Here is a 24,356-nt window from a genome sequence, read left to right as displayed (position 1 = left end):
GGCGCTTATTCCAATACCTGAACAATTTGCAGTCCGGTATTATAGCTATCGCCCTCGGCGATGCATCTAACCACCTTCACCATAGCTCGCAGCTGGGCGCGTTGGTCGTGCTCGGCCGCAAGGAGAAGCTCCCACTGCGAGTCCTCCGCTACCGGCTCTGGTAGCTCAAGCTGCAGTCCGCCACCACTTAGCTCATGGCACTGACCCGCGATACGACCGCTATCGCTGCTCAGGGTGCCGGTCAGTGGCAGTTCGATCTTCATGCGGATAAAGTCGCGCTTCTCGGCATAGAAATTCTCTGAATGGCTCATCACTAGATCCTCCAAAGGGTGTCGCAATTGCAGCCTTGTTGCTGTTATGTGCGGCTGAGCGTTAAGGCCTCCGTCAGTTAGAGTAGCAGCGTTTAAGGTTTAACTCCATAAGAGGCCCAGCGTGCGCTAGGTGCTTGCGCCTGTGGCACGATCGGAGTACTGTTAGGCGCCATTACGACAGGTGCCGAGCGTGCCTGCACCCGAAATGGCCGAGCGGTACCAAACCATGAATGAAAGCTGCCGAACACTACTGATTATCGACGACGATAAACCGGTAAGGCATAGTATTGCTGCGTTTTTGGAAGACAGTGGTTACAACGTCCTAGAAGCTGCCGACGGCCCTACGGGGTTGGCGTTGTTTGAGGCGCGCGATATTGAGTTGGTGATTACCGATTTGCGCATGCCCACAATGGACGGCCTGGGGGTACTGAAAAGCCTGCATGAGAAATCAACCGACACCCCAGTTATTGTGATCTCGGGCGCTGGCGTCATGAGTGATGTCGTATCTGCTTTGCGCCTTGGGGCTGCCGATTATCTGATTAAGCCGATTGTCGATATGGCGGTGCTAGAGCACTCGGTCGAGAAGGCATTAGAGCGGCGAGACTTGCTGGCGCAAAACAAAAAATACCGCGAAAAACTCGAAAAAGTGAATAAAGATCTGCGCGATAATTTGCGGGTCCTTGAGCGCGACCAGTTAGCCGGGCGTCAGGTGCAAAGGCGTCTGTTGCCGAAAGCCCTGACTACCTCTGAGGGCTACAACGCCGCGCATCATATCGCGCCTTCATTATATTTAAGCGGCGATTTTGTCGACTATGCTCATATCAAAGGTCGCTACCTGGCTTTTTATTTGGCCGATGTGTCCGGTCACGGGGCCTCCTCCGCGTTTGTCACGATTTGGCTAAAGCATATGGTGAGCCGGATGGTGCGCGAGGAAGGGCTGTTTGGTGACGAGGCATCTTTTGCCGATGGCGCCAACCATATGTTGCGCTCAATTAATCGCGAATTAAATGAAACGAGCCTGAACCACCACCTGACTTTTTTTGTGGGAGTGATTGATACTCACACTCAAGAGATGCGTTACGTGGTGGCCGGGCACTTGCCTATGCCACTGTTGGTAACTGACAAAGGTGCGGAGTTTATCGCCGGCAGTGGTAAGCCGGTGGGAATTTTTCGCGATGTAAACTGGAAGATCCACTCGCAAGTATTGCCAGAGAAATTCTCGTTGGTGTGTTTTTCAGATGGGGTGCTAGAAATCCTACCGCCTAAGACACTGCAAGAAAAAGAAGCGTATTTGCTGGAATTGCTGGCGCAAAAGGCGCAGAATCTAGAGGCAGTGTGTGACGCCGTCGGTGTGGACGAAGTGAGTGCAACGCCAGACGACATCGCTATTTTGACTATTACTCGAGGTTATTGATCATGCAGCCTGGACAGATTCTGGTTGCCGAGCACGACGGTGTTTTCGTCATTAAGATGGTGGGTGATGTACGCCTGACGTTGTGTATATCGTTCGATCAGTTTATCGATGATATGTTTGCTCACCCAGACTTTAAAGCGGTACTGTTTGATCTGTCAGATGCCGAGGCCATCGACAGCACCACGCTTGGGTTAATGGCAAAAATATCACTGCTGGGCGAGGAGCGGCTAGGCAGTTATCCGGTGATCCTCTCGACCAGCGACAGCATCAATAGAATTCTCGACACCATGGGTTTTGCAGATATATTCACTATTGTGAATGATTTGCATACCCCCGTTGAACCAACGGCGGCGTTAGAAGAGGCGGCTGCGGTAGATGATGAAGAGCAGGTGAAGAACAAAGTGATTGAGGCGCACCGCTATTTAATCCAGATGAACGACGCCAACGAGCAAACTTTTACCAACCTCATTAATATGTTAGAAAATGGCCAATAGCCTTTTCTGACTAGCCTAAAGAAATAATCTTACTCTAGCGACAGACATACTGGGTCGAGCATAAGCGCGACCCGCGTTAACCCATGCCCGCTTGTTCTCGGGCCGCGTTACGGGCGACGAGAAAGTCGGTGTGCGATAAATAGATAAGCTCGGCTACGCGCCGGATCAGATGCTCCTCGTATTTATCCAGATCGCCATCGGCCAGTGCAATCTGCCACATGGACTTCACCAGAGTAAACTTTTCCGCGTTACTGCAGTGATCGTTGATCAGCTGAGTAAATTGGAACAATGATGTCGCCTGGTCTTGTTTGTCTTGCGCGAGGTTGCAGAGCTCTTCGATGTCGTCGTTACTGATCTCGTATACCGTGGCGACGATACGTTTAAATTCAGCAAACTCCGCATCTTCGAACACGCGGTCAACCGCGGCAACTTCCATAAGAAGTGCCGCGGCAGCCAGCTGTTTTTGTGAAAACGACAGCTCTTCTTCGGCGTCATCTGCTTGCAGGTGACGCTCGAAGAATTGGGTAATACGATTAAGCATTGGCCAGCTCTTTTAACTGATCTTCCAGCTTAACTTGGTCTTTGGCAAAGTTACGGATGCCTTCGGCCAGTTTCTCGGTGGCCATGGCATCGTCGTTCATGCCAAAGCGGAAGCTGCTTTCGGTATCGTTAAGTTTGGCAATCGCATCGCCAGTGTTGTCGGCCGACAGCTTACGTTCCAGTGTGCCGCTATCTTCATCCAGCTCTTTCAGCAATTGTGGGCTAATGGTCAGGCGATCACAGCCGGCCAATGCTTCGATCTCGCCGGTGTTACGGAAGCTTGCGCCCATAACCACCGTTTTAAAATCGTGTTGCTTGTAGTAGTTGTAGATGTGGCGTACAGACAATACACCTGGGTCGGTCTCGGCGGTGTAGTCCTGGCCGGTGCTGGCTTTATACCAATCCAAAATGCGGCCTACGAAAGGCGAGATCAAAAATACACCGGCATCGGCACAGGCTGCCGCTTGGTTGAAGCCAAACAACAGAGTTAGGTTACAGTTGATGCCTTCTTTCTCCAGCTTTTCGGCCGCGCGAATACCTTCCCAGGTAGAGGCGAGCTTAATCAAAACCCGTGACTTGTCGATACCATTTTGCTGGTACAGGTCAATCAGGTGGTGCGCTTTATCGATGCTGGCGTTGGTGTCAAAGCTCAAGCGTGCGTCAACCTCGGTAGAAATACGGCCGGGCACGACTTTCAAGATCTCGCAACCAATGGCAACCGCCAAATGATCGCTGGCGTACTTAAGCTGCTGATCTGAACTGCCGCCTTCTTTTTTGGCAGCAACAATGCACTGATCCAATAAGTTTTTGTACTGTGGCAGCTGCGCCGCTTTTAGCAACAAAGATGGGTTAGTGGTGGCATCTTGCGGCTTGTACAGTTTGATGGCTTCAATGTCACCGGTATCGGCAACAACGTCGGTCATTTGCTTGAGTTGTTCGAGTTTCGTACTCACATTTGGCTCCTAAATAGATTCGTTATGCGAAATTAGACGCAGTAGGGCGATCTCTTCGATATAGCGCATTGGGTGTGGTGCGCGGCCCCCGGTTTTGTAGTCACTCTCTGCGGAGCTGGACCGGCTTGTGTTTGGCGCCGTCGAGGACGGGCCAGTTAACCTCAGGGCGCCTATTGTAAACGCTATTGGGCGACGGGCAAAGCGCTGTTACCTTGCTCGACTTGCGCCAGGGCCTCTTGGATCACCTCAACGCCAGCGCCAGGCTTGTGTGCTTGCTCGCTGATAACCCGCCTAAAGCGTCGGGCACCGGGTAAGCCTTGATAGAGCCCCAGTACATGCCGCGTCATTTGGTTTAACCGTGTGCCCTTGGACAGCTCTAGCTCGCAGTAATTCATAAACTGCGTCATCACTTCTAGTCGGCTGGGTACCTGAGCTGCACTATCAAATAAGTGCCGGTCTACCTCCGCCAAAAGGTAGGGGTTGGCGTAAATTTCGCGCCCGAGCATCACCCCATCGACGTCTTGTAGCAGGGCTTCACACTGCGGGAGGGTGGTAATGCCGCCGTTGACGATAATTTCTAGCTTGGGAAACTCGGCTTTTAATCGGGCGACGGCGCCGTAATCCAAGGGTGGCACATTGCGGTTTTCTTTTGGGCTTAGCCCCTGAAGCCACGCTTTGCGGGCGTGGACAATAAAGGTTTGGCAGCCGCTTTCGGCTACCGTGGCGACAAAATCCCGCAGACCGTTGTAATCGTCCATATCATCGATGCCGATGCGGTGCTTAACCGTCACCGGGATGTCGCAGGCGTCAATCATGGCGCTAATGCAGTCGCGGACTAAAACGGGCTTCGCCATTAAGCAGGCGCCAATACGCCCGCTTTGCACACGGTCGCTGGGGCAGCCACAGTTTAGGTTTATCTCGCTATAGCCCCATTGATGGGCAAATTGGGCGCATTGGGCGAGTGCGCTAGTGTCCGAGCCGCCCACTTGCAACGCGACCGGTAGCTCGGCAGGGTCAAATGCCAAAAAGCGCTCGCGGTCGCCGTGAATCAGCGCGCCGGTGGTTACCATCTCAGTGTAGAGCAAGGTGTTTTTGCTCAGTAGGCGCCAAAAGTACCGACAGTGTCTATCCGACCAATCCATCATCGGGGCGGCGCAAAAGCGCCTAGACGGCTCTGGCCTTGTGGGTTGTGGGCTGTGGGTGTTTCTGCTGTTTGTATGCACAGTGGTTGTTTTGCCGTATTTAAGGGTTTTTTAGGGTGTTTTGTCCCTCGGGTGCTAATATAGTGCAAATAAATTTTGTATATTTGCACCGGAGGGGGCATGGCGTCTATTCAGCGGCGCGAGCAGTCGGGGACTGTTCGCTGGGTTGTTCAAATTCGTATCAAGCGTAAAGGGCGGGTAGTTTACTCCCAGAACAAGTCTTTTATCAAAGAGCCGGTCGCGCGGGCGTGGGCGGATAAGCGAGAGGCTGAGTTGCGTGTGCCTGGTGCGCTGGAGCGTGCGCAGAGTGCCGACGTTACGATTGGGCAGGTGTTGAGGTGGTATGAGGCGGATTATGATGGGGCGACTAAGTTTGGGCGTAGCAAGTTAAGCCACATTAAATTTTTGATGGGATATGAGCCTTTGGCGAGTCGGTCGGCGGTGGATTTAACCGCGGCTGATTTAGTGGGCCATGTGCGCCAGCGGCGCAGTGAGGGCACGGGGCCGGCTACGGTTAATAATGATTTTATTTGGCTGCGCGGTGCGTTTAGGGCGGCGCGTATTGGCCGTGGGGTGGATTTAAGCGAGACGCCGATAGATGATGCGAGTTACCTGTGCCGCAAAGAGCGGTTGATTGCTAAGAGCAAGCAGCGTATGCGCAGGCCTGAGCGCTGGGAGTTGGACAAGCTGCTGGCGTGGTTTTCGCCCGGGCGGCGCAAGTCTAAGATACCGATGCAGGATATCGTGCTGTTTGCGGTGTTCTCGGGGCGCCGGCAAGAGGAAATTTGCACGATTCACTGGGCCGATTTTGACGAGCGGCGTGGTGGTGTGCTGGTGCGGGATATGAAGCACCCGCGCGATAAGGTGGATACCTGGGTGGATTTGCCTGCGCCTGCTATTGCACTGATTAAGCGACAGCCGCAGGCGGAAGGCGAGCCACGTATTTTCCCGTGTAACTCTAAAACCGTTGGCGATAAGTTTAGTAAGGCCTGTACGATGCTGGGTATTGACGATTTGCACTTTCACGATTTGCGGCACGAGTGCGCCAGCTGGTTGTTTGAGTGTGGCTGGGATATTCCGCGTGTGGCGCGGGTAACGGGGCATAAGAGCTGGGCAACGCTGCAGCGGTATACGCACCTGGGTACGGGTGAGGTGCATGACCGCTGGGCGGATTGGGAGTGGTTGCCGGGCTTAGGTGGCGAATAGTTTTGCAGTGTTGGCGATGGTGTAGCCAGTCGTTAGTATCGCCACGGATGGTATAACGGCCCAGTCCATTGCGCCGGGCTTAAAGGCTTTTGTGATGACTATCCCGGTGATGGCGATTATTCCGGCGGACATTAGTATACAGCCGGTAATCATTGCGGCGTTAGCTATCATTTTCATGCTCCATTGCGGTGTCGATTTCGGCGCGGGCTTGGTCCTGTTCGTGCTCGTCGGCGTCGTGGCCGCATAGCATGCTGTGCTCCATAAAGTAGCCGTTGCCGTTTAGTAGCCAGCGCATGCGCTTGGCGTCGGCCGTGTCGCTGCGGTCGATTTGCGGGCTTTGCTCGGCGTGCTTTTCGTAACGGTCTTCATCTTCTTTTGTGGTGAGTATTGCTTTTGTTGGCGATAGCCTCCAGTACCCGCACTGACAGTCGGTATCCCACCAGCCGCCGCGAGCGAATATCACCTCTTGGTGGCAGTTGGGGCAGATGATTTTCTCGCCGAGGCCGCCTGCGTCGCTGTGCACCACGCAGTATTCTATGTCGTGGTCTTCGACGATTTTTGTTGGTTTAGGCATTGCCCTCACCTCCTGAGCGCTTCATAAATACAAGCCAGTGGGTCATGCCGGCTTTCCCTGAAACTTGGCCGAATAGCGGTTTCTCTGGAGTGAGCGCCAGCACTTCACGTAGCTTTACCTGCGTTTCATTCCACTTAAAAACCAGAACTCCGCCGTCCTCAAGTACGCGAAAACATTCGGCAAAGCCTTTTGAAATATCAGCGCGCCAATCATCCGATAGCTTCCCGTATTTCGCCGCGAGCCAGCTTCTCGGGCCGGCACGCTCTAGGTGAGGAGGATCGAAGGCGACCAACTTAAAGCTGTTATCAGGGTAGGGAATATCCCGAAAGTCCATCAGTACATCAGGCTCAATCAGAAGCGTTCTTGTGCCGTCCACTTTGCCGTGACTACGATCAGTAACAGTAAGTGTCTCGTGCCGCTGGTCGCCAAATACCGTTAGCGGATTTTGCTTGTCGAACCACATCATTCGAGAGCCGCAACATACATCGATAATCGATTTCATCCCTACCGCTCCACCTCTGGTGGTTGGGCTCGCAATGGATCGTGCAGACCATTATCGGCGATGAACTTGCTCCACTTTTTATATTGCTCGCTGTCTCGGCCTTCTAATTTTCCAATTCGACTTACGAGCATTCGTATCGCCATTGCCAGATCTCGACTCTCACCATCCCCCACCGGTTGCGGTGCGGCGGTGAGCGCGTTATAGGCACCTCGAAGGTCACCAGTAGTCAATTTCGGGTAGTCATCAAAAAAGGTTTTGTCGCCCGGCGGATTGGGCCACGTCCACGCCTGCTCGTGGTCTTCAATTCCTGACAATACGCTGACTTGTACAAACGCCTCCAGCCAGCTCATAAACCCATCCGGCACCGCAGCCACTGGGGTAGCTGGGGTGGGGTGGGTGTAGAGCTTGTCGCCGTTTTTTAGCATATGAGCGCCATCTAATGGATAAACATATAGGTCCTCGTTATCACAAAAATCTGACTCATATCTGTCTACGATTGCTACTGGATCCCCGCCAGTGCGGGCGGCTTGCCAAAATAGCTCAAGTTTTTTGGTTGGCTCCAGCCCTAGCCGACGAGCCTGCATTTCAAAATCTTCTCTCATATCAGTCATTGGGTTGCTCCTGATTCTTATCTCAGTTCGATTCCCGCTTCGGCTAAATGTGTTATCTCGCCGTCGGGATTGTGGTTTCCATTTGCATCGCCGTTTTTTGCAATGCTCCAAATTTTATTGCGAGTTTTATTTTTCGCGAGCTTGTAGGTTTTTGAGTCTAGCCAGTGCTGCTTTGCTTTTTGCTCGCTGACGTGTCGCCCATCAACGTAAAACTTGTGCTCACTCACTGGCCTCACCCCCTTCGCCAGCGGATAGGGCGGCGTCGATGTGGCGGGTGGCGCCTTCGCCGTAGATGGCTAGCAAGAGGCGTCGGGTTTTGTGTAGGGCGCTGGTCATTTGGTTGTTGTCGTCGCGCGCTTGCTTTAGCTGGGTTTTTAGTTCGAGTATTTTTTGTGCTTGCTCGCGATGGTTGCGGGGTTGTTCATCCTGTTTTTTTTGGGGTGAAGGTTTTTTGCGTGAGGTTTGTTCGCGCTTTTTTAGACCTTCTTTTTTGGCTTTTTTTCGGATGCCGAATACGGTGCGGCCAAGGTGTTGGGCTATGTGTTTTGCGCCTAGCTGGTGGTAGTGCTGGTGCAGGTAGTCGGTGTCGGTTTTGTTCCAGGGTGCGCGGTGCATTAGCGGCCTCCGGTTTGTTGTGCGTAATGGTTGGTGTAGCCGCCAGCGGTTGGTTGTGGTACGCCGTTTTTTCTGACGCCGTCGAGCATTTGCATTTCGCTGGCGACGATTTCTGTGGTGTAGCGATCGCTGCCGTCTTGGCCCTGCCATTTACGGGTGCGTAGCGAGCCTTCGATGTAGACTTTGCTGCCTTTTTGCAGGTATTCGCCGGCGATTTCAGCTAGACGATTAAAAAATACGATGCGGTGCCATTCGGTACGCTCTTGTGGTTGGCCGGTTTGTTTGTCTTTCCATTGCTCTGAGGTAGCTACGCTGATGTTGGTAACGGCGCCGCCGCTGGGCATGTATTTTGTTTCGGGTGGTTGGCCTAAGTTGCCGACGATGATGACTTTGTTGACGCCTCTGGTGCTCATGGTTTTTCCTTATTGTTTAACGGGCATTACGGTGCCGTTGTGTATTTTTATTGAGTTGTGGGGGCCTTCCCATTCGATGGTGATGGTTTCGCTGTTTGCGGCTTCTATGGCGTCGATTAGGTATTTTGCGGCGACCAGTATGTCGCCAGGTGTGCCGGTGGTTTCGGCGTCTAGTGTGGCGGTGCAGTCGCGCCCTTCGATGTCAAAGTGGCTGCCTTTGTGGTGAAATTTTACGGCGACAAATTTGTCGCCCTCGGTGTTTGCTATGACGCTGGCGGCGCGTATTGCGGCGATTATGTCGTGCGCGCTGGCGGTAAGCGTTGCTGGGTTGTTGTGGCGTGGCAGTACGCGTTGCCAGTCGGGGTATTTGCCGTCAACTAATTGTGTGCTGTACCAGCCGGTGCGGGTGTGTATGACTAGTTGGTTGTCGGTTAGGCAGGCGCGGTTGCCGTTGGCGCGCTCGATGATGTCGGTTACTGAGTCTTGCGGGATGATGAGCGGGCGGTGTTCGCCATTGTCTAGCTCGGCGTGGGCCATGCGGTGGCCGTCGGTGGCGACTACGTGGCCGTCGCCGATGTATACGCCGTTTAAGTAGTAGCGCACGTCTTTGGTGGCGGCGGCGTATTTGACGGCGCTGACGGCTTTGGCGAGCTCGGCGGGTGTGGCGGCTAGCTCGGTTTGCTCGCTAAGCTCTGGCTGCGGAAAGCTGCTGTAATCGAGCGTTTTAAAGGTTTGGCGGTTGCGGCCTGAGCGCAGGATTAGCTCGCCATCGTCGCTGGTTAAGGTGATGCTTTCGCCGCGCGCGGTTTGCAGTGCGGCGGCGAGTGTTTTGGCGCGTACGCAGCATGGGTTTATGTCGCCATCGCACTCCAAGGCTTCGGTGGTGCAGCGCTGCATGTCGTTGGCGGTGATGTGCAGTTGGCCGCGATCGCTGCGCAGGGCGATGTATTCCAGCACGGGCAAGGTGCTGGTGCGGGCGGCGATTTTGGCGGCCTGTTTTACGGCGGCGCTAATCGCTTGTGTGTTGACGGTTAGCGTTGACATGCTTGGTAAAATTCCTGTGCGAGTTGGTTGAAGTGCGCTTGGTGGTAAAAGCGTGCGGCGCGCATCATGTCTTCGATGATTGATTCATGCGGCGTGTGCATTTTTTCGGCCGGCCGGTCGACTAGCATTTTCCCTTGGTCGGCAAGGCCAGATACGATGTCGCGAAAAGGAATGTCTACTTCTACTTCTACGGTTGTTTGATAGGTGCTCACTTGTTTTCTCCTTATATGATTCGACCGCGAGTTCCGCGGGCTTCGTTGATGGCCATTTTTTGATTTATTTTCTCTGCGATATTTATGTTGAGCCACTCCGAGAGGTCGATGGTGCGCAGGATTATGTCTGCAAGCTCTTCTCCTAGCTTTTCGGTTGGCGCTTCGCCCCTGCACTCGTTCACGGCCTCTCCGACCTCTGAGGCGATAAGTGCTAGCGCCTCTAGCGTTGTTTTGTTGTGCCAGCCCATGCGCTCAACCCATGAAAATTGCCGTACAGCGAGAACGGATATTGAGTCGTCAGGCTCCCCTTTCTGTGCGCTATTCGCTCGATCGATTGCCAAGCAAAATTCGTCCATGACTTGGGGGAAGCCATCATCTACTGGGGCCGTTGACCTTAGGCGATTTGCTTGAGTTAGCAGGCTTTTTAGTGCTTTTAATTCGTTCATTGTTGGCGTCTCCGTTGTTAAGCCGCGTGCAGTGCGGTGTGGTCTTTGGTGGCTTTGGCTATTTCTTGGTCGATGTATTTGGCTAGGTCGGCGACGTTGACTAGCCATGGGCTTTTTTGGCCGGGTGCGCGCCATACGGGGAATGGCAGTTTTTGCCGTAGGGCTTTGCGCTTGGCTGCGGCGTCGTTTATGCCGAGGTATTGCTCGCAGATGTCCTTTAGGGGGATGTCTGTTTTTTCGTGTATGGCGAGCAGGGCAAATTGGGTGTTCATGGGTTGCCTCGGTTAGTGTTTTAGGGCGCTTTGGTGGGCGCTTTTTGCTTGCTGGACGTGGTGGTTTGCTTCGTCGGCGGTTTTGTATATGCCTAGATTTTTGCCGAGGTAGACGGCGCGAAATTGTTTGCCGCCGTTGATGATGTGTACGCCGCGGTAACCGCTTTTGCCGATGCGTTGGCCGTTTTTGCTGGCACTGGTGATGCGGTCGGCTTGTGGCTCGTGGCCGTTTATGCTGATGCCGACGCGCTTGCCGTAGAACGTAGTTTGGTCGGCGTTGGCGCTGTGGTCTAGCGTTTGTATGGTGCCGCCGGCGGCTAGGTAGCGCTTGATTTGCTGGGTGATTTCTTGGCGCTGGGCGGCCTTCTCGGGGCTTTGCGTTGCGGGAAGGTCGGTTGGGTTTAGGCGACGGTGGATTTCTTGTGTGAGCATTGGTGTGTGCCTCTTATTGGTTGCTTTGGTTGATGGTGAAGCCCATTTCTTGCAGGTTTTGCAGGGCGCGGCGGCGTTCGGCATCGGCGCGGTGGCGGTTAAAGTGGGTGATGGTGTTGTTGTGTGTTACGCCTGCTGGGTTTGTGGTTGCGGGCGCGATTTTGGGCGCGGGCGCCGCTGTTGCTGCAGGCGCTGGGGCGCTGGCTTTTTGGTTGGGCATGGTTTGTTTTAGTGCCTGAAAACCTTTTTGCGTGAGCAGCATGACGCGGTAGCTTTTGCCGATTTCTTTTTTGCCGCGCAGGCAGTAGCCGCGCTCTTGTGAGCACAGGTAGCCGTTGCGGGTGTAGTCTGGGTGGGGCAGGTTGTGGCTGTCGCCACCGACCATAAGCCAACCCAGCTCGCGCATGTGTTTGAGCAGGGCTTTTTTGCTCACGCCTAGCAGCTGGCGCGCGCTGTTGGCGTCGTGCATTCCTGCGGGTGTGATGGCGTGGCTCATGGTGGCTCCTTACGCGGCGCTTTGGTTTTGGTGTGCGCGTAGCGCGTCGGTGATGTATTGGTATTGGGTTTTTTCGTTGCGCCAGTGGGCGATGACGATGTCGTCTTTGTGGGGTTTGGGTGGCGCTGGCTGGTGGCGTACGTGGACCATGATGCCGCCTTGGTCGCGCACCCATTGGGCCTCTGTGCTGGTGGTGATGCCGCGCACGAGTACGCCGTTAAATAAGAAGGCGGCGTGTGCTTGGCTTTTTAATTGTTGCTGTAAAAAGTTTTGCAGTGCGTCGTGCTTTATGTGGGTGAGTGTTTCGGTAAGCATTTCGCTTAGGGTGGCGAAGTCGCAGTCGAGCGCGGTTACCCGTGTGTTGTGTTGGGCGGCTTCGACTTGTTGTTGCTCGCACCCGACGAGGGTGGCCACCATGTTGATGATGGGTTGCTTAAAGTTGGCGCAGCGAAGGTTTAGCTCGTGCGATAGGTGGGCTGCTATTTTTTGCTCGTCTTGTGTGGCGCTTAGGCCTATTAGGATGCTCATTGGGTGATGCCCTCTGGTTGAAATACGCAGTTGTCCCACGTGGTGAGTTCGGGTTTTGGGTTTATTTTTCGTAGCTCGGTGTGCGGGCTGGCTGTGACCCAGTGATGTCCTGGTGTTTCCTTTCGGTCTGTGAAGGCAACAGAGCCCGACGGCTTCAGCGCCATGATTGTTAGCTTTTGGCCGGTCAGCCAGCAGTTGGGCCCCACGACCACCACGGTGTCGCCAACAAGCAGGGCGCTGCCATCAATGTCTAGGTGTTGCGGTCTCATTGCTGGCCTCACAGTAGGTAGGTTGGGTGGTTTTCTTCGCGGCGGCGTATGCGCACGGTGGGGCGCGAGCGTGGGCGAAGGGGTTGTTGGTCGGCGTCGTGTAGGTAGGGCGCAAAGCTGGTGTGCAGGGCGACCATGATGACGGCGATGCTTTTTACGATGTTGAGGTTGCCGCGCTCAAAGGCGATGGTGATTAGGCCGACCATGTTGCTGGCGTTTAGCTTGCACAGCAGGGCGGTGGCGTTGTTGCGCACGGCGGTTGCTTTGCAGCCAAGGGCATCGGCGGCGGCTTGGCGCGATAGGCCTTTTGCGAGCAGTAGCAGGGTTTGGCTTTGGCGCGGGGGCAGGCCTACGGCCTCTAGGTTGCCAAGGCGGTAGCCGGTTTCTGTGCGTTGTATGTGGATCATTGCTGCTCGCCTTTTACGTCGGTTAGCTCTATGTGCTCGACGGGTGCTGATTGCGCTTGTTTTAGCTTGCGGTATGAGATTAGGTCGCGCTCGGCTTTGCTGGGGGAGTGCAAGTGCCAGTCGGTTGCGCTGGTGCGTTGCTCTATTAGGCTGCCGGTTTCTTCGTCGATGAAGTACCAGTTTTCAGCCCGCTCGGGCTGTACGCGCATTAGTGTCCAGGTGCCTGGTTGCACATGGGTAATTTGGTGCAGCTTGCCGCTGGGTATTTTGTTTTGGTCGCCAGCTTTGTGGGTGGCGGTTTTGTCGCCATAAAGCCGCTCGGTGTATTGGCCGCAAAGTACTAGGCTTGTGGCTGCCCATGGGTGGCTATGCAGCTGGCGGTCGCCATCGGCGGTTAAGAAGTGGTGCAGCCAGTATTGCGTACCGTGGCCTTGTTGGCCGACAAAGTACCGCTCGAGGTAGGGGTTGCCGTTGATGCTGATGGTTTTTAGCGGCATGTGGTGTGCGGCTAGTTTTAGCAGGTCGCTGACGGCGGGCGTTTCGTTGGCGGCTTTGATTTTTTCGCTAACCGCAGTTAGGTCGAAACTGATGCCGTCAAGCATGTTTATGGCGTGCGTCACTTTGTCGGCGGCAAGATCGTTTGTGAAGTGCTTGCGCTGCATTCCGTTCAGGTGTGCCGCTATTGAGTGCGCGCTGTTTAGGGCTTTTTGTAGGTTGTTTGCCGTGCTCATTTGGCTCTCCTTAGTGTGTTTTTTTGGGTAAATACTCGGCTTGCGTGGTAGCCGCGGTATGGCCCTGGTGTAAGCTGGTTGACGATGCCGACGGCACGGCAGGCGGCTTTGTAGCGGCGGCGGGCCTGTGCTTTTTGTGCGGCGCTAATAAGCGCGGCGGTGTAGGTGACGTGCTTTGGCTCTGGCGCGTCGTCAAAGGCCTCTGCTATGGCGTCAACAAAGTGCTGGATGGCTGTGATGGCCGGTTTCACGGCTTCACATAGCGCTTCGTGTGCCGCTTGCCACTGGGCAACGCTTATGCCGGTGTGTTGGTCTAGCCCTGTTAGCGGGCATGCAACAAACTCAGAGCCGTCGCGGGCGTATGGGTCGATGTGGTCATCGTGATAGTGATCGGCGGCTGAGGTGTTCATGCGGCTTGTGGCCCGTCGTTGTTTGGGTTGTTGGGGGTTTGTGCCCAGGCGCGGGCTCGCACCAGATCGCGCTCGGCGTTGCTGCCGACCAATAGGGTGCGACCAGTACGGCTGGTGACGGGCTTAAGACCTGCGTCGCGCGCGATACGGTTGATGGCGAAGCCGTTTATGAGTGCTGGGTGGATGATGACCATCGTTTTTTGCCCTTTGGTTGGCGGTTGATGGTGTTAAAATTAAGACAACTGAATTTAAGAGTCAAGCAAATAATTAAAATAACTGAATTATTTTGTGTTTTTTTGTTTGTTGGCGGTTTTGATTGGTGGGTTATACTGAGGAAAATAACGTCAAGGGAGTTGAGTGATGGCTTTGGTTGAATGTCGAGAGTGTAAGGCTGATGTGAGTGAGGATGCTTGGCGGTGTCCATCCTGCGGGGCCAAGCTGCGGCTTGGGGCGCGGAGTGCGATGTATAACGCCTTGTGGGTTGTTGGTATTTTGGTTGTTTTGGTGGCTGGCGTTGTTTTTAAGTCGCACCCGATTGTGCTTGATAGGCTTAATGGCGGGTACCCTTGGGCATTTGATGATCGAGGGGTGCATAAGGCTCTGAGTCGTCGCGCCAGCTCTATGGTGGATGACTTCTCTTACTCTGGGCTGCCCGCTAGGGTGGAGCGAGAGCCGGGTGGGTATTATGCTGTCCACAGATATCGCGTGGTTGCCGGCGATGGCGAAGTGCGCGATTATTATGTGTCCGCGCACCTTGATATAAATTATAAAGTTAAATCGGTGGGTGAGCCTGTTGAGGGCAAGATTTACTAGTTTTTAACCGCCAAAAGTTTGGCTTATGGCCGCGCCGAGCACTGCGATGATCATTATCAGTCCGCAGCCAAGGCGGCCGTAGTGGGGTGGCCGCTGGTTTTTAAATACCTTGCCGCAGTGGGGGCATATTTCGGCGCCTGTTGAGATTTTGTTGTTGCATTCAGGGCAGTTGACTAGGGGCACAATAAGATATCCTTCTGTAGTGATCACTCGCTATAGGTCAAACTCTACTTTTAGCGCCACACCTACGATGGTGCAGTTGCCGTTAACGGGTATGGCCTTGTATTCGGGGTTTAGCGGTTTTAGGTAGGTGTTGGGGCCATCCATTATTAACCGCTTTATTGTGGCCTCCTGGCTGTCCGTAAGCTTGGCTACGACGATTTTGCCGCTGGTGGCTTCAATGTTAGGGTCAACAATAACAATGGCGCCCTCGGGTATGCTGGGGCTGCCATAGGGGTTCGTCATGCTGTCGCCCTTAACGCGCAACGCAAAGGCTTGCTTGCTGACCCTTGCGCTGGTGTTGATCCACTCATCAGCGTCGCCCGGCTGAAAGTTATCGATAACCTCGCCCCAGCTGCCAGCGTCTATGCTTGATATTAGGGGCACTTTTCTTACTTCCATTTGGTATAGGGCTCCGCCCTCTCTGATGCCAGCATCTTCGCCGTACAGTATGTATTCCGTTGTCGTGCTCAAAACTCTCGCCAGCTTCTGCAGGTTTTCGCTGTCGGGCGTGTGTTCTCCGTTTTTCCATTGCGTGATCGATGACTCGCGCGCACCTATAGCTGCCGCGACCGCTTTTTGGGTCATGGGGCTGTTTTTTAGCAGATATTTGATTCGTTCGGCGATTGTTTTCATTAAGTTATCTTAATTTACTTGATCTTAAGTGTGTTGAAGTGGCACTCTTAAGTATTCTGAATTAAATAGGCTTATGGAGAGGGTGCGATGTGACTAAAACTGAGGTGCTAGCTCATTACAAAACCGGCAAGGCGGTTGCTGAGGCGCTTGGCTTGTCTGAGTCGGCGGTTTCTCAGTGGCCGGAGGTTATACCTCGGCTGCGAGCCTTTGAGCTTGAGCGCATAACGCAGGGGGCGCTTAAAGTTGGCGGCGTGTCAGCTGATCGCGCTGCGGCGTAGGTGTTTGTGTTGATTTTCATTTTGGCTGCCTTGGCTGGCTGATTTTGTAGGGTTTATTGTGCCCCGTTTGTGCCGGCCGGTTAAGGTTTCTTAATAACTGTATGTTTGCCCAGTGGTTGCCCGACTTTGTGGGGTAGGGGCTTGTTACGCTTTTTTTGGGGGTTTTTGCGGTTATGAGTATGAAGTTAACGGCGCTGGCTATGGATGTGAAGGTGGGTAACCCGCTGCGCAAGCTTGTGCTTTTGAAGCTGTGCGATAACGCGAATGATCAGGGGCAGTGTTGGCCGTCTATGCAGCACATTGCGGATCAGTGCGAGATATCGCGGCGAAGTGTGGCAACGCATGTTAATGCGCTTGTGGATGCCGGCTTTTTGGTGGTGGTTAACCGAGGCAAGGAGGGTAAAAAAAGCTCTAATTTATACGTTGTTAATTTGTCGCCTAACCCGCCTGAAAAACCGATTAGTAGTGCAGGAGTTGCACATCTTAGTAGTGCAGGAGATGCACATGCATGTGCAGGAGCTGCACATCTTAGTAGTGCAGGAGCTGCACATAGAACCAGTCACTCTCTTGAACCAGTCATAGAACCTAAAAAAAATACTATAAAAAAAAGTGAGCCGGTGTTTGTTGGCTGGCCGTCAATCCCGTCGCCCGATGTGTGGGCTGATTACAAAAAACTCAGGCAGGCGAAAAAGGCGCCGGTGACCGATACGGTGCTGGCGGCAATGGCTGGCGAGCTGAAAAAGTTGGCCGCCCATCGGGTTGGTGTTGATCAGGCGTTGCGGGTTTGTTGTGAGCGTGGCTGGCAGGGCTTGAAGTGCGAGTGGGTGTTAAATCATTTGGGTTTGGCTGGTGCAGGTGGTGGCCAGCGACCGGGGCAGTTTGTGAGTGCCCGTGAGCGCGATGCACAGCATTTTGCGGATGCGCTGGATTACGACAAGGCGACGAAATTTTAAACCGGAGGGGTGAGCTATGCGGCATGTGAGCGAGGTTGTTGGTGGTGAGGTTGGCGCGGTTGGGCCGGCGCCGCTGACTGAGCAGGAGCGGGATTCGGTAGCGTATTTTTTTGCGAAGTTTGCGGTGGTGGATTTTGCGAGTTTTAAGCAGTTGATGCCTGATGCGGCGGCGAAAGAGGCGGTGCAGCGTGAATTTGCGAATATGCTGAGGGGCTTTAGTCGTAAGCAAATTGATTTGGGTTTTGCGGGGCTTAAGCGGGCGCAGGCGATAGGCCACAAGGATTATAAATTTTTGAAGGTGGCGCAGGTGATTGGGCTGGTTGAGTCGGGCGGCAAGTTGCCTGATGGGGCGGGTGATTATGCTCGTGCGGGTATTTATGCGATCTCTGAGCCGAGCCGCTTGCTTGAGGACAGTGCGGCCAAGGAGCGCCGCCGTGAGGTGGGTTTGCGTGAGTGTGGCAAGCTGCTGAAGCTGTTTGATGGTGGCGGGGAGGCGGCGTGATGGAGCATACAAAATTGTTGTTGGCAGAGTGGGGCAAGTGGGCGCGCCAGTGGGGTTTTAATTTGGGTTACCCGTCGGCCTCGGCTGGGTTTGGTGGTGTAGGTGGCCATGCTGAGACGGTGTTGTATTCAGATGATGTGATGGAGTGCGTTGGGCGTGCAGTGCACGCGTTGCGCAAGGTGGATGCGGAGCTTTACGAATTAATTAACGATTATTTTAAGAGTAAATTAAGTGAGAGAATGTTGGCGACTAAGTACCGTGTTTCTCGCCGGCAGGTGCGGTCGTTGTTGGCTTCGGCGGTGGTTAAGGTTGACCGTGAGTTGGGCGCCTTGGCGCAGGCGGCGTAATTAATTTGAAAAAAGTGTTGCAAAAGCGGACCAGAGAGGGCATCTTTTCAGGCATAGTGAGGCAGCGCTGCGCAAGAAGGGTCGGTTATTAATTTAACCGGCCCTTTTTTGTGGTCGTTTGTTTTGCTCCTTGGCACATGACCGATTGCCCGCTTCCCCCAGCGGGCTTTTTTATTTTTGGATTTCGAGGCTTCGATGGGTTTGAGTAATCAAATTTCGCAACATGCCGAGCAGTTGCTGATTAGTGTTGGCAATAAGTCGGTGATCGCTGGCGCCAGTACTACGGGTGCAAGTGCGGTTGCGGCAAAGACTCAGGTTATGGGTTTTTTGTCTATGGAGGGGCCGGAGATTCTAAATGCGTGCGCGATACTGGGTGCTGTTGTTGCGGTGGCCGGTTTTGGTGTGAGTACGTATTTTCAGTGGCGCCGCGATAAGTATTTGCGTACTGGTCAGTATCCGGTTGTCAAGGCGGTGCGTGATGAATAACGCGGCTAAAGGTTTTGCTGGTTTATCGGCGGCGGCGGTTTTGGCTATCACGCTTATCATCAAGCCGTTTGAGGGTCGCGAGGATAGTTATGTTGACCCTGTTGGTGTTTGGACGAGTTGTTACGGCCATACCGGCGAGGGTGTTGTGCCCGGTCGCGAGTACTCGGATGCTGAGTGTGAGGCGTTGCTGCGCTTGGATACGCTAGAGCGCGAGGCGCAGTTGTTGCGTTATGTGCGTGTGCCTATCTCTGATGAGATTCGGGCTTCGCTGATTTCATTTGTGTACAACGTGGGCGTTGGTAATTTCCGGTCGTCTACGTTGCTTAAGAAGTTAAACGCTGGCGATTACGTGGGTGCGTGCAATGAGTTGACGCGCTGGACGTATGCCGGTGGTGAGCGTTTGGCTGGCTTGGTTAGGCGGCGTGAGGCTGAGCGCCAGTTGTGTTTGCGTGGTGCGCGGCCATGATTCGTTTGTGCATTGTGGTTGCGGTTGTTTCGTTGCTGGCTGGCTATGGTGCCGGTTGGTATGTGAATGGCTTGCGCTGGGAAAAAGATTGGCTGAGCGCCGATAAGGTGGCGCGTGAGTTGGCCGCTGATAAGGCTGGCCTTGAGGCAAAGATTAGGAGCGAGCGCGAGGGCCGATTGGCTGCAGTCGATAAGGCGGCGGTGCTTGAGCGTGCCTTGGCTGATGCCGAGGGTGAGGTAATTATTAAAGAGGTTTTGCGTTATGTGCAAAGCGATACTGCTGGCGATTGTAGCCTGCCTGATGATTGGGTGCGCATTCACAACGCCGCCGCCGGAGTGCCCCGAGTACCCGACGCCCCCGCCGTGGATGCTCGAGAAGCCGAAACCGCTAGAACCGATAGCGATGCTTTACCTGTCATCGCCTCTAATTACCGACGGTGCCGTGAGGCTATGACGCGCCTAGAGGGTTTGCAGGCGTGGACGGCTCAAGCGGCGAAGTTTAAGTAATGGCGTGCGCTGGTTGTGAGGCGCGCCGCAAGTGGCTAAAGCACTGGATGGGTATTGCGAATGAGCGAGCAAGAGCAGTTATTGCAAAAGCTGGACAGCCTAACCGAGACGCTGCAAAGCCAAGCGCTAATGATCGGGAAGCTGATCGAAAGTAACGCGGCTTTGATGTCAGTCTTGGTTGAATATATGGCTGACGACGTTGATTCGGATGAAGGCCAGCCCGGTGTTACTTATCTGAGTGATTTGCCTAGTGGCGGTTAAGCCTAGCCGCTGGTGCCCCAAGTGCCGATCTGTGCACATCGATAAATGCCCCAATGCGGTGGCTTGGGAAAGGCCAGTTTTTAAAAAGTCTGGTCGAGGTGGTAGGCCTTGGCGAGCCAAGCGCCATAGTGTGTTTGAGCGCGACGGCTATCAATGCTGTGAATGTCGCAGGGTTGTTACGCTGCACGGCGCCCTTGCTGGAATATGTGATCACATTATTCCAAAGGCTGAGGGCGGTACGGATGATCAAGACAACCTTCAAACGCTGTGCAGTATGTGCAGCGACCTAAAAACGCAGCAAGAATCACTGCGGGGGAGGGGTGGGTTCAAACCTTAGAGCGATCTAAGCGGACACCGCCCCTTCAGTCACTTTTTTACGTGCTTTGAATTGAAAAGAGATTCACCACTCGAGGGTGGTGGGGATGGTGAGTTATGGCTGGTCGTTATAAAGGTGAGAGCAACATTGCTACGCATCCTGCATTCGATCAGGGCGCAGCTGCGTCTGCTGAAAATGACGAGTACCACGCTGGTCGCGCTAAAGATTTAATGCCCAAAAAAATGGCAACTGCCGAGCGCGCTGTTTGGCGCCGCATCGCGCCAGAGCTTAGTAAGCTGGGGAGGCTTAAGCCACACTTCGTTGACTTTGTTCAAGAGTACTGCATTGTTAAAGTTCGCATGGATGAGACGCGGTGCAGCTTAGATAAGAATGATTGGACGTATGTCACGGTTGGCCGCCATGGGGCGCAGCACAAGTCTCGCCCAGAGGTTGCCCAGCTTAACGACGATTGGCGAAAGTGGAATTCGCTTGTGGCTCAACTGGGTTTATCGCCAGCTACCGAGCTGCGCTTTAACGACAAACAGGGCAGCCTGTTTGATGATGGTTTTGGCGATGTATGACCGACCACATAAAAGATGTCGACGCGTATTGCTACGCGGTGATGTCGGGAGAGCGGCCAGCCTGCAAATGGGAGCGGCTTTGTGTTGAGCGCCATCTAAATGACCTGCAGCGCCAAAACACAAAAGGCTTTCCGTACATTTTTGATGCTGAGCTTGGCACGCGCATTATCCGTTTTGCTGAGCACTTCCCGCACGTTAAAGGCAAGTGGGCTGCGCGCATCGGCAAAGAAAACCGCATTAAGCTAGAGCCTTGGCAAAAGTTTATATTGATCTGCCTGTTTGGGTGGATTAACCAAAACACACGGCTGCGCAAATACCGCATTGCTTATGTGTGCGTGCCGCGCAAAAACGGCAAGTCGGTTATCGCTGCGGTGATCGGCTTGTTTATGCTCGTTGAGGATGGCGAGTATGGCGCCGAGGTTTACTGTGGTGCCACCAGCGAGAAACAAGCGTGGGAGGTGTTCAGGCCGGCAAAAAAAATGGCCGAAAAGCACCCGGCCTTTCGCCCGTCTTATGGTGTAACCAGCCACGCTAAAAAACTAGAGGCCGACATGCCAGGCCGCAAGCCGCTGCCCGATGGCCGGCGCCGCATGCCTGATGGTGGCCGCTTTGAGCCGGTGATTGGTAAGCCCGGTGATGGTGCCAGCCCTAGTTGCGCAATACTCGATGAGGTTCACGAGCACCCAGACGACACGCTTTACGACACCATGCTAACCGGCATGGGTGCGCGTGAGCAGCCTATGCTGTTGGGCATTACCACCGCTGGCTCTAATATCGCTGGCCCATGCTACGCGCTGCAAAAAGAAGTTGAGCAAGTGCTTGATTGCGTTGGCAACAAAAAGCGCGGCGGCAATGAAGAATTATTTGGCATCATCTATACCGTTGATGACAAAGAGCAAGAGTGGCGCACAGAGCAAGGCTTGATTAAAGCCAACCCCAATATTGGGGTATCGGTTGGCCTAGACTTTTTGCGGGCTCGCGTTCGCGATGCCGAGCAAAGCCCGCGTAAGCGCAGCACCGTTTTAACAAAGCATTTTAACATTTGGGTAACCGCCAAAAACGCCTGGCTAAACATGCTGGAGTGGGAGCGAGCGGCTGACCCAACATTAAGCCCTGACGATTTTATTGGCGAGACGGCAAAGCTTGGGCTTGATCTGTCAGAGTCCGACGACCTAACCGCCGCGGTTAAATGCTTTAGGCGCAACATCGGCGGCGTAGATCACTACTACTTTTTTGGTGATTACTACACCACCGAGGCAAAAGCCCAAGAGCATGACCACTACGACGGCTGGATAAACGAGGGCTGCCTTTACGCCTGCGATGGCAACGTTATCGACACACAAGACGTTGAAGACAAGATTATTGCCGATGCCGAGCTGTTTAAAATACCCGACGTATTTTACGACCAGCACGGCGCCGCCGACATGGCCCTACGCCTGCAAAAATACCACGACATGGAGGCCGTAAAGGTTGGGCAAACATTTACCAACTTCTCGGCGCCCATGCGCGACTTTGAGCGGTTGCTAAAGGCGGGCCGCATTCACCACGACGGCAACCCCTGCTTAACGTGGATGTTTGGCAACGTCGTCGCCAAAGAGACGCAAGATGGCAAAATGATGCGCCCCATTAAAGAGGGCAAAGACAACAAAATTGACGGTGCCGTTGCGGCGCTTATGGCCTTCATCGCGGCATACCAGCCGGAAGACGATGATGGCGACCTGGATGACTTTCTACTGGACCCGATAATCGTATGATTAAAAATGTCAAAAAGCCGGGTCGCGTTAAATCTGCGTTAATCAACTGGCTCGGGCTGCCGATTGAGCTAACCGATGATGCGTTTTGGCGCGCCTTTACGGCTAATCAAAATGCGGCGGGCCAGACTGTTAACGACAAAACCGTATTATCTTTGTCGGCCGCGTGGGCCTGCACTCGCTTAATTGCAGAAACCGCATCCACGTTGCCGTTAAAGCTGTACGAGCGTACCAGCACTGGCCGTGTTGAGGCAACCGGCCACTCATTGCACGGCATATTGCATGCTCGGCCCAACTCGCAGTCAACACCATCCACCTACTGGGAGGCGAGCGTGGCTGCCATGCTGCTGCGCGGCAATAGCTTTTCAGAAAAGCGATACGTAGGTGACCGGCTTGTATCGCTGCAGTATCTGCAATACGGGCGGTTGGCTCCAAAAAATCGCGACGCAACCGTATGGGTTTATACCGAGTGTGATGGCAAAACTCGCGACATACCGGCAAGCCGGCTCTTTCATGTGCCTGGCTTCTCGGTCGATGGCCGCTGGGGTTTGTCGGCCATTAGTTATGGCGCCTCCGTGTTTGGCTCTGCGCTCGCATCATCCAACGCGGCCAACAGCACGTTTGAAAAGGGCCTGATGCCGACGGTCGCGTTTACGCTTGATCGAATTCTTAAAAAAGAACAGCGAGCCGACTTTAGAGAAAGTTTAGAGTCCATGCGTGGCGCCCTAAACGCTGGCGACTCGCCCTTGCTTGAAGGCGGTATGGACGCCAAGCAAATAGGCATTAGCCCGGCCGATGCCCAGCTGCTGGAGTCTCGCGCATTTAGTGTTGAGGAGGTGTGCCGCTGGTTTCGGGTCGACCCTTCGATGGTTGGCCACGGCGGTAAAGATTCCAACTGGGGTACTGGGCTCGAGCAAAAAGTACTCGCATTTTTAACGTTTACCTTGCGCCCTTGGCTTACGCGTATAGAGCAATCGATTAACAAAAATCTACTAACCCCTGCAGAGCAAACCCGCTACTACGCCGAGTTTAGTATCGAAGGGTTGTTGCGTGCCGACAGCGCCGCCCGTGCCGCCTTTTACAGTGTGCTGGTTAACAACGGCATCATCACGCGCGATGAAGTGCGCATTAAAGAGAACATGGCCCCGCGTGGTGGCAATGCCGACGTGCTCACCGTGCAGTCGGCCATGACGCCGCTCGACTCGCTGGGCCAGCAAACCGATGGCAACGCCGCCCGCAATGCGCTGGCTAACTGGCTAAACAAAGAGGACGCCCAATGAACATTGCCGCGCTTATGAAGCAAAAAGCCAGCTTACCCTCTGGCTTAAAAATGGATATCGCACCGCGTGCCCTCGAGTTGTGGGATACCGGCGTAAAAGCCGCCGCCGATGATGCCGAAGGCACCATAAGCATCTTGGATGTGATTGGTGCCGACATGTGGGGCGAGGGCGTAACAGCCCGCCGTATTGCCGGCGCCCTGCGCAACATTGGCGCAGCCAACCCCGTTACCGTTTATATCAACTCCCCGGGTGGTGATGTGTTTGAAGGTCTGGCTATTCATAGCCTGCTAAAAGAGCACAGCGGCAAAGTCACCGTAAAAGTGCTTGGCCTTGCCGCCAGTGCGGCCAGTGTTATCGCCATGGCCGCCGATGAAATACAAATCGCTCGCGCCGGCTTTTTTATGATCCACAACGCTTGGACGTGCGCGTGCGGCAACCGCCACGACATGCGCGAAGTGGCCGACTTTTTAGAGCCATTTGACCGCGCCATGGCCGACCTATACCAAGACCGTACCGGCATCGATAACGCTATCGAGCTAATGGATGCCGAGACGTGGCTGGGCGGTGCTGACGCCCTAGAGCAAGGTTTTGCCGACGCCATTATGCACAGTGATGAGCTAAGCGCTGATGCCAGCGCAGGCGGCCACGCCAACGCCGTGCGCAAGCTCGATATCGCTTTGGCCAAATCTGGCCTAACCCGTGCCGAGCGGCGCAAACTTATTAACGATTTCAAGTCCGGCACGCAAGACGCTGCCGGCAACGGTACGCCTGGTGCTACCGAATCCGACACGCAAACCGCTGTCGGTCTGAGTTTAGAGCTTGGCGCTCTTGGCTCGCTCTCTAGCAACTTACTCGCAACTTTAAACTGAGGTAGTACCG

At 54.2% G+C, this 24,356-nt stretch carries 41 protein-coding genes; 17 read left to right on the top strand and 24 right to left on the bottom strand.

Annotated elements, in window-relative coordinates:
• Positions 1 to 5: 5 nt before the first annotated feature.
• Positions 6 to 311: a PilZ domain-containing protein gene (locus AACY82_RS12985; protein WP_339617252.1), complete on the bottom strand. Its 306-nt coding sequence runs from the start codon at positions 309 to 311 to the stop codon at positions 6 to 8.
• A gap of 190 nt (positions 312 to 501) precedes the next feature.
• On the opposite strand from AACY82_RS12985, the gene AACY82_RS12980 reads away from it, so the two are divergent.
• Complete coding sequence (locus tag AACY82_RS12980) at positions 502 to 1,725, top strand: SpoIIE family protein phosphatase (RefSeq protein WP_339617251.1); 1,224 nt, start codon at positions 502 to 504, stop codon at positions 1,723 to 1,725.
• 2 nt (positions 1,726 to 1,727) lie between these two features.
• Positions 1,728 to 2,219, top strand: a complete 492-nt coding sequence (locus AACY82_RS12975; RefSeq protein ID WP_339617250.1) for an STAS domain-containing protein — start codon at positions 1,728 to 1,730, stop codon at positions 2,217 to 2,219.
• Between the two features lie 76 nt (positions 2,220 to 2,295).
• On the opposite strand, the gene AACY82_RS12970 is transcribed toward AACY82_RS12975, so the two are convergent.
• The 3 genes from AACY82_RS12970 to dusA form a co-directional block, all read right to left on the bottom strand.
• On the bottom strand, positions 2,296 to 2,760 hold the full coding sequence (locus AACY82_RS12970) for a TerB family tellurite resistance protein (RefSeq protein ID WP_339617249.1): 465 nt from the start codon (positions 2,758 to 2,760) through the stop codon (positions 2,296 to 2,298).
• Positions 2,753 to 3,712 (bottom strand): transaldolase, encoded by a 960-nt coding sequence (gene tal / locus AACY82_RS12965; RefSeq protein ID WP_339617248.1) that lies wholly within the window; start codon positions 3,710 to 3,712, stop codon positions 2,753 to 2,755. The genes AACY82_RS12970 and tal overlap by 8 nt, the downstream gene beginning before the upstream one ends.
• A gap of 182 nt (positions 3,713 to 3,894) precedes the next feature.
• Positions 3,895 to 4,935 (bottom strand): tRNA dihydrouridine(20/20a) synthase DusA, encoded by a 1,041-nt coding sequence (gene dusA / locus AACY82_RS12960; RefSeq protein ID WP_339617247.1) that lies wholly within the window; start codon positions 4,933 to 4,935, stop codon positions 3,895 to 3,897.
• Positions 4,936 to 5,034: 99 nt separating this feature from the next.
• Between dusA and AACY82_RS12955 the strand changes: the two genes are divergently transcribed.
• Positions 5,035 to 6,120, top strand: coding sequence for a site-specific integrase (locus AACY82_RS12955; RefSeq protein WP_339617246.1), 1,086 nt, complete (start codon positions 5,035 to 5,037; stop codon positions 6,118 to 6,120).
• Here AACY82_RS12955 and AACY82_RS12950 read toward each other — a convergent pair.
• The 19 genes from AACY82_RS12950 to AACY82_RS12860 are packed head-to-tail and all read right to left on the bottom strand — an operon-like array spanning position 6,106 to position 14,276.
• Entirely contained in the window at positions 6,106 to 6,291 is a 186-nt protein-coding gene (locus AACY82_RS12950; RefSeq protein ID WP_339617245.1) for a hypothetical protein, read from the bottom strand. The genes AACY82_RS12955 and AACY82_RS12950 overlap by 15 nt on opposite strands.
• On the bottom strand, positions 6,281 to 6,694 hold the full coding sequence (locus AACY82_RS12945; protein WP_339617244.1) for a hypothetical protein: 414 nt from the start codon (positions 6,692 to 6,694) through the stop codon (positions 6,281 to 6,283). The genes AACY82_RS12950 and AACY82_RS12945 overlap by 11 nt, the downstream gene beginning before the upstream one ends.
• On the bottom strand, positions 6,687 to 7,196 hold the full coding sequence (locus tag AACY82_RS12940; protein WP_339617243.1) for a class I SAM-dependent methyltransferase: 510 nt from the start codon (positions 7,194 to 7,196) through the stop codon (positions 6,687 to 6,689). The genes AACY82_RS12945 and AACY82_RS12940 overlap by 8 nt, the downstream gene beginning before the upstream one ends.
• A gap of 2 nt (positions 7,197 to 7,198) precedes the next feature.
• On the bottom strand, positions 7,199 to 7,807 hold the full coding sequence (locus AACY82_RS12935; RefSeq protein ID WP_339617242.1) for a hypothetical protein: 609 nt from the start codon (positions 7,805 to 7,807) through the stop codon (positions 7,199 to 7,201).
• Between the two features lie 17 nt (positions 7,808 to 7,824).
• Positions 7,825 to 8,034, bottom strand: coding sequence for a hypothetical protein (locus AACY82_RS12930; protein ID WP_339617241.1), 210 nt, complete (start codon positions 8,032 to 8,034; stop codon positions 7,825 to 7,827).
• Complete coding sequence (locus tag AACY82_RS12925; protein ID WP_339617240.1) at positions 8,027 to 8,422, bottom strand: hypothetical protein; 396 nt, start codon at positions 8,420 to 8,422, stop codon at positions 8,027 to 8,029. The genes AACY82_RS12930 and AACY82_RS12925 overlap by 8 nt, the downstream gene beginning before the upstream one ends.
• A complete protein-coding gene (gene ssb, locus AACY82_RS12920) occupies positions 8,422 to 8,835 on the bottom strand; it encodes a single-stranded DNA-binding protein (protein WP_339617239.1) in 414 nt (137 codons plus the stop codon). The genes AACY82_RS12925 and ssb overlap by 1 nt, the downstream gene beginning before the upstream one ends.
• 9 nt (positions 8,836 to 8,844) lie before the next feature.
• A complete protein-coding gene (gene dnaN, locus AACY82_RS12915; protein WP_339617238.1) occupies positions 8,845 to 9,879 on the bottom strand; it encodes a DNA polymerase III subunit beta in 1,035 nt (344 codons plus the stop codon).
• Positions 9,867 to 10,091 carry a hypothetical protein gene (locus AACY82_RS12910; protein WP_339617237.1) on the bottom strand — a complete coding sequence of 75 codons (225 nt, stop codon included), beginning with the start codon at positions 10,089 to 10,091 and terminating at the stop codon, positions 9,867 to 9,869. Before AACY82_RS12910 ends, dnaN begins: the two co-directional genes overlap by 13 nt.
• An 11-nt stretch (positions 10,092 to 10,102) precedes the next feature.
• Entirely contained in the window at positions 10,103 to 10,537 is a 435-nt protein-coding gene (locus AACY82_RS12905) for a hypothetical protein (protein WP_339617236.1), read from the bottom strand.
• Positions 10,538 to 10,554: 17 nt separating this feature from the next.
• Positions 10,555 to 10,809, bottom strand: a complete 255-nt coding sequence (locus AACY82_RS12900; RefSeq protein ID WP_339617235.1) for a pyocin activator PrtN family protein — start codon at positions 10,807 to 10,809, stop codon at positions 10,555 to 10,557.
• A 12-nt stretch (positions 10,810 to 10,821) separates the two neighbouring features.
• Complete coding sequence (locus AACY82_RS12895) at positions 10,822 to 11,241, bottom strand: hypothetical protein (protein WP_339617234.1); 420 nt, start codon at positions 11,239 to 11,241, stop codon at positions 10,822 to 10,824.
• A gap of 13 nt (positions 11,242 to 11,254) precedes the next feature.
• Positions 11,255 to 11,737 carry a phage antirepressor KilAC domain-containing protein gene (locus AACY82_RS12890; RefSeq protein WP_339617233.1) on the bottom strand — a complete coding sequence of 161 codons (483 nt, stop codon included), beginning with the start codon at positions 11,735 to 11,737 and terminating at the stop codon, positions 11,255 to 11,257.
• A 9-nt stretch (positions 11,738 to 11,746) separates the two neighbouring features.
• Positions 11,747 to 12,265, bottom strand: a complete 519-nt coding sequence (locus AACY82_RS12885) for a hypothetical protein (RefSeq protein WP_339617232.1) — start codon at positions 12,263 to 12,265, stop codon at positions 11,747 to 11,749.
• A complete protein-coding gene (locus AACY82_RS12880) occupies positions 12,262 to 12,534 on the bottom strand; it encodes a hypothetical protein (RefSeq protein ID WP_339617231.1) in 273 nt (90 codons plus the stop codon). The genes AACY82_RS12885 and AACY82_RS12880 overlap by 4 nt, the downstream gene beginning before the upstream one ends.
• 8 nt (positions 12,535 to 12,542) lie before the next feature.
• On the bottom strand, positions 12,543 to 12,941 hold the full coding sequence (locus AACY82_RS12875) for a LuxR C-terminal-related transcriptional regulator (RefSeq protein ID WP_339617230.1): 399 nt from the start codon (positions 12,939 to 12,941) through the stop codon (positions 12,543 to 12,545).
• Complete coding sequence (locus AACY82_RS12870; RefSeq protein ID WP_339617229.1) at positions 12,938 to 13,672, bottom strand: hypothetical protein; 735 nt, start codon at positions 13,670 to 13,672, stop codon at positions 12,938 to 12,940. The genes AACY82_RS12875 and AACY82_RS12870 overlap by 4 nt, the downstream gene beginning before the upstream one ends.
• Positions 13,669 to 14,082 carry a hypothetical protein gene (locus AACY82_RS12865; protein ID WP_339617228.1) on the bottom strand — a complete coding sequence of 138 codons (414 nt, stop codon included), beginning with the start codon at positions 14,080 to 14,082 and terminating at the stop codon, positions 13,669 to 13,671. The genes AACY82_RS12870 and AACY82_RS12865 overlap by 4 nt, the downstream gene beginning before the upstream one ends.
• Positions 14,079 to 14,276, bottom strand: a complete 198-nt coding sequence (locus tag AACY82_RS12860) for a hypothetical protein (protein ID WP_339617227.1) — start codon at positions 14,274 to 14,276, stop codon at positions 14,079 to 14,081. Before AACY82_RS12860 ends, AACY82_RS12865 begins: the two co-directional genes overlap by 4 nt.
• 268 nt (positions 14,277 to 14,544) lie before the next feature.
• Between AACY82_RS12860 and AACY82_RS12855 the strand changes: the two genes are divergently transcribed.
• Complete coding sequence (locus AACY82_RS12855; RefSeq protein ID WP_339617226.1) at positions 14,545 to 14,895, top strand: hypothetical protein; 351 nt, start codon at positions 14,545 to 14,547, stop codon at positions 14,893 to 14,895.
• Positions 14,896 to 15,108: 213 nt separating this feature from the next.
• On the opposite strand, the gene AACY82_RS12850 is transcribed toward AACY82_RS12855, so the two are convergent.
• Positions 15,109 to 15,750: a LexA family transcriptional regulator gene (locus tag AACY82_RS12850; RefSeq protein ID WP_339617225.1), complete on the bottom strand. Its 642-nt coding sequence runs from the start codon at positions 15,748 to 15,750 to the stop codon at positions 15,109 to 15,111.
• Positions 15,751 to 15,839: 89 nt separating this feature from the next.
• Between AACY82_RS12850 and AACY82_RS12845 the strand changes: the two genes are divergently transcribed.
• The 13 genes from AACY82_RS12845 (at position 15,840) to AACY82_RS12785 (ending at position 24,346) form a co-directional block, all read left to right on the top strand.
• Positions 15,840 to 16,028, top strand: coding sequence for a Cro/CI family transcriptional regulator (locus AACY82_RS12845; protein WP_339617224.1), 189 nt, complete (start codon positions 15,840 to 15,842; stop codon positions 16,026 to 16,028).
• 371 nt (positions 16,029 to 16,399) lie between these two features.
• Positions 16,400 to 16,981, top strand: a complete 582-nt coding sequence (locus AACY82_RS12840; RefSeq protein WP_339617223.1) for a hypothetical protein — start codon at positions 16,400 to 16,402, stop codon at positions 16,979 to 16,981.
• A gap of 16 nt (positions 16,982 to 16,997) precedes the next feature.
• On the top strand, positions 16,998 to 17,483 hold the full coding sequence (locus AACY82_RS12835) for a hypothetical protein (RefSeq protein ID WP_339617222.1): 486 nt from the start codon (positions 16,998 to 17,000) through the stop codon (positions 17,481 to 17,483).
• Entirely contained in the window at positions 17,483 to 17,830 is a 348-nt protein-coding gene (locus tag AACY82_RS12830; protein WP_339617221.1) for an antiterminator Q family protein, read from the top strand. The genes AACY82_RS12835 and AACY82_RS12830 overlap by 1 nt, the downstream gene beginning before the upstream one ends.
• Before the next feature lie 201 nt (positions 17,831 to 18,031).
• A complete protein-coding gene (locus AACY82_RS12825) occupies positions 18,032 to 18,316 on the top strand; it encodes a hypothetical protein (RefSeq protein WP_339617220.1) in 285 nt (94 codons plus the stop codon).
• Positions 18,309 to 18,782, top strand: coding sequence for a lysozyme (locus AACY82_RS12820; RefSeq protein WP_339617219.1), 474 nt, complete (start codon positions 18,309 to 18,311; stop codon positions 18,780 to 18,782). The genes AACY82_RS12825 and AACY82_RS12820 overlap by 8 nt, the downstream gene beginning before the upstream one ends.
• Complete coding sequence (locus tag AACY82_RS12815) at positions 18,779 to 19,288, top strand: hypothetical protein (RefSeq protein ID WP_339617218.1); 510 nt, start codon at positions 18,779 to 18,781, stop codon at positions 19,286 to 19,288. Before AACY82_RS12820 ends, AACY82_RS12815 begins: the two co-directional genes overlap by 4 nt.
• Before the next feature lie 60 nt (positions 19,289 to 19,348).
• On the top strand, positions 19,349 to 19,549 hold the full coding sequence (locus AACY82_RS12810) for a hypothetical protein (RefSeq protein WP_339617217.1): 201 nt from the start codon (positions 19,349 to 19,351) through the stop codon (positions 19,547 to 19,549).
• The gene (locus tag AACY82_RS12805; RefSeq protein ID WP_339617216.1) at positions 19,527 to 19,886 is read left to right on the top strand and encodes an HNH endonuclease; all 360 of its coding nucleotides are present in this window, start codon (positions 19,527 to 19,529) and stop codon (positions 19,884 to 19,886) included. The genes AACY82_RS12810 and AACY82_RS12805 overlap by 23 nt, the downstream gene beginning before the upstream one ends.
• A gap of 95 nt (positions 19,887 to 19,981) precedes the next feature.
• On the top strand, positions 19,982 to 20,446 hold the full coding sequence (locus AACY82_RS12800; protein WP_339617215.1) for a P27 family phage terminase small subunit: 465 nt from the start codon (positions 19,982 to 19,984) through the stop codon (positions 20,444 to 20,446).
• Positions 20,443 to 22,200 carry a terminase TerL endonuclease subunit gene (locus AACY82_RS12795; RefSeq protein ID WP_339617214.1) on the top strand — a complete coding sequence of 586 codons (1,758 nt, stop codon included), beginning with the start codon at positions 20,443 to 20,445 and terminating at the stop codon, positions 22,198 to 22,200. The genes AACY82_RS12800 and AACY82_RS12795 overlap by 4 nt, the downstream gene beginning before the upstream one ends.
• Positions 22,197 to 23,477 (top strand): phage portal protein, encoded by a 1,281-nt coding sequence (locus AACY82_RS12790; RefSeq protein WP_339617213.1) that lies wholly within the window; start codon positions 22,197 to 22,199, stop codon positions 23,475 to 23,477. The genes AACY82_RS12795 and AACY82_RS12790 overlap by 4 nt, the downstream gene beginning before the upstream one ends.
• Positions 23,474 to 24,346: a head maturation protease, ClpP-related gene (locus AACY82_RS12785; protein WP_339617212.1), complete on the top strand. Its 873-nt coding sequence runs from the start codon at positions 23,474 to 23,476 to the stop codon at positions 24,344 to 24,346. Before AACY82_RS12790 ends, AACY82_RS12785 begins: the two co-directional genes overlap by 4 nt.
• Positions 24,347 to 24,356: the final 10 nt, after the last annotated feature.

Source organism: uncultured Gilvimarinus sp. (assembly GCF_963972205.1).
In the GTDB taxonomy this organism is placed as follows: domain Bacteria; phylum Pseudomonadota; class Gammaproteobacteria; order Pseudomonadales; family Cellvibrionaceae; genus Gilvimarinus; species Gilvimarinus japonicus.
This window is presented reverse-complemented; position numbering and strand designations above follow the sequence as displayed.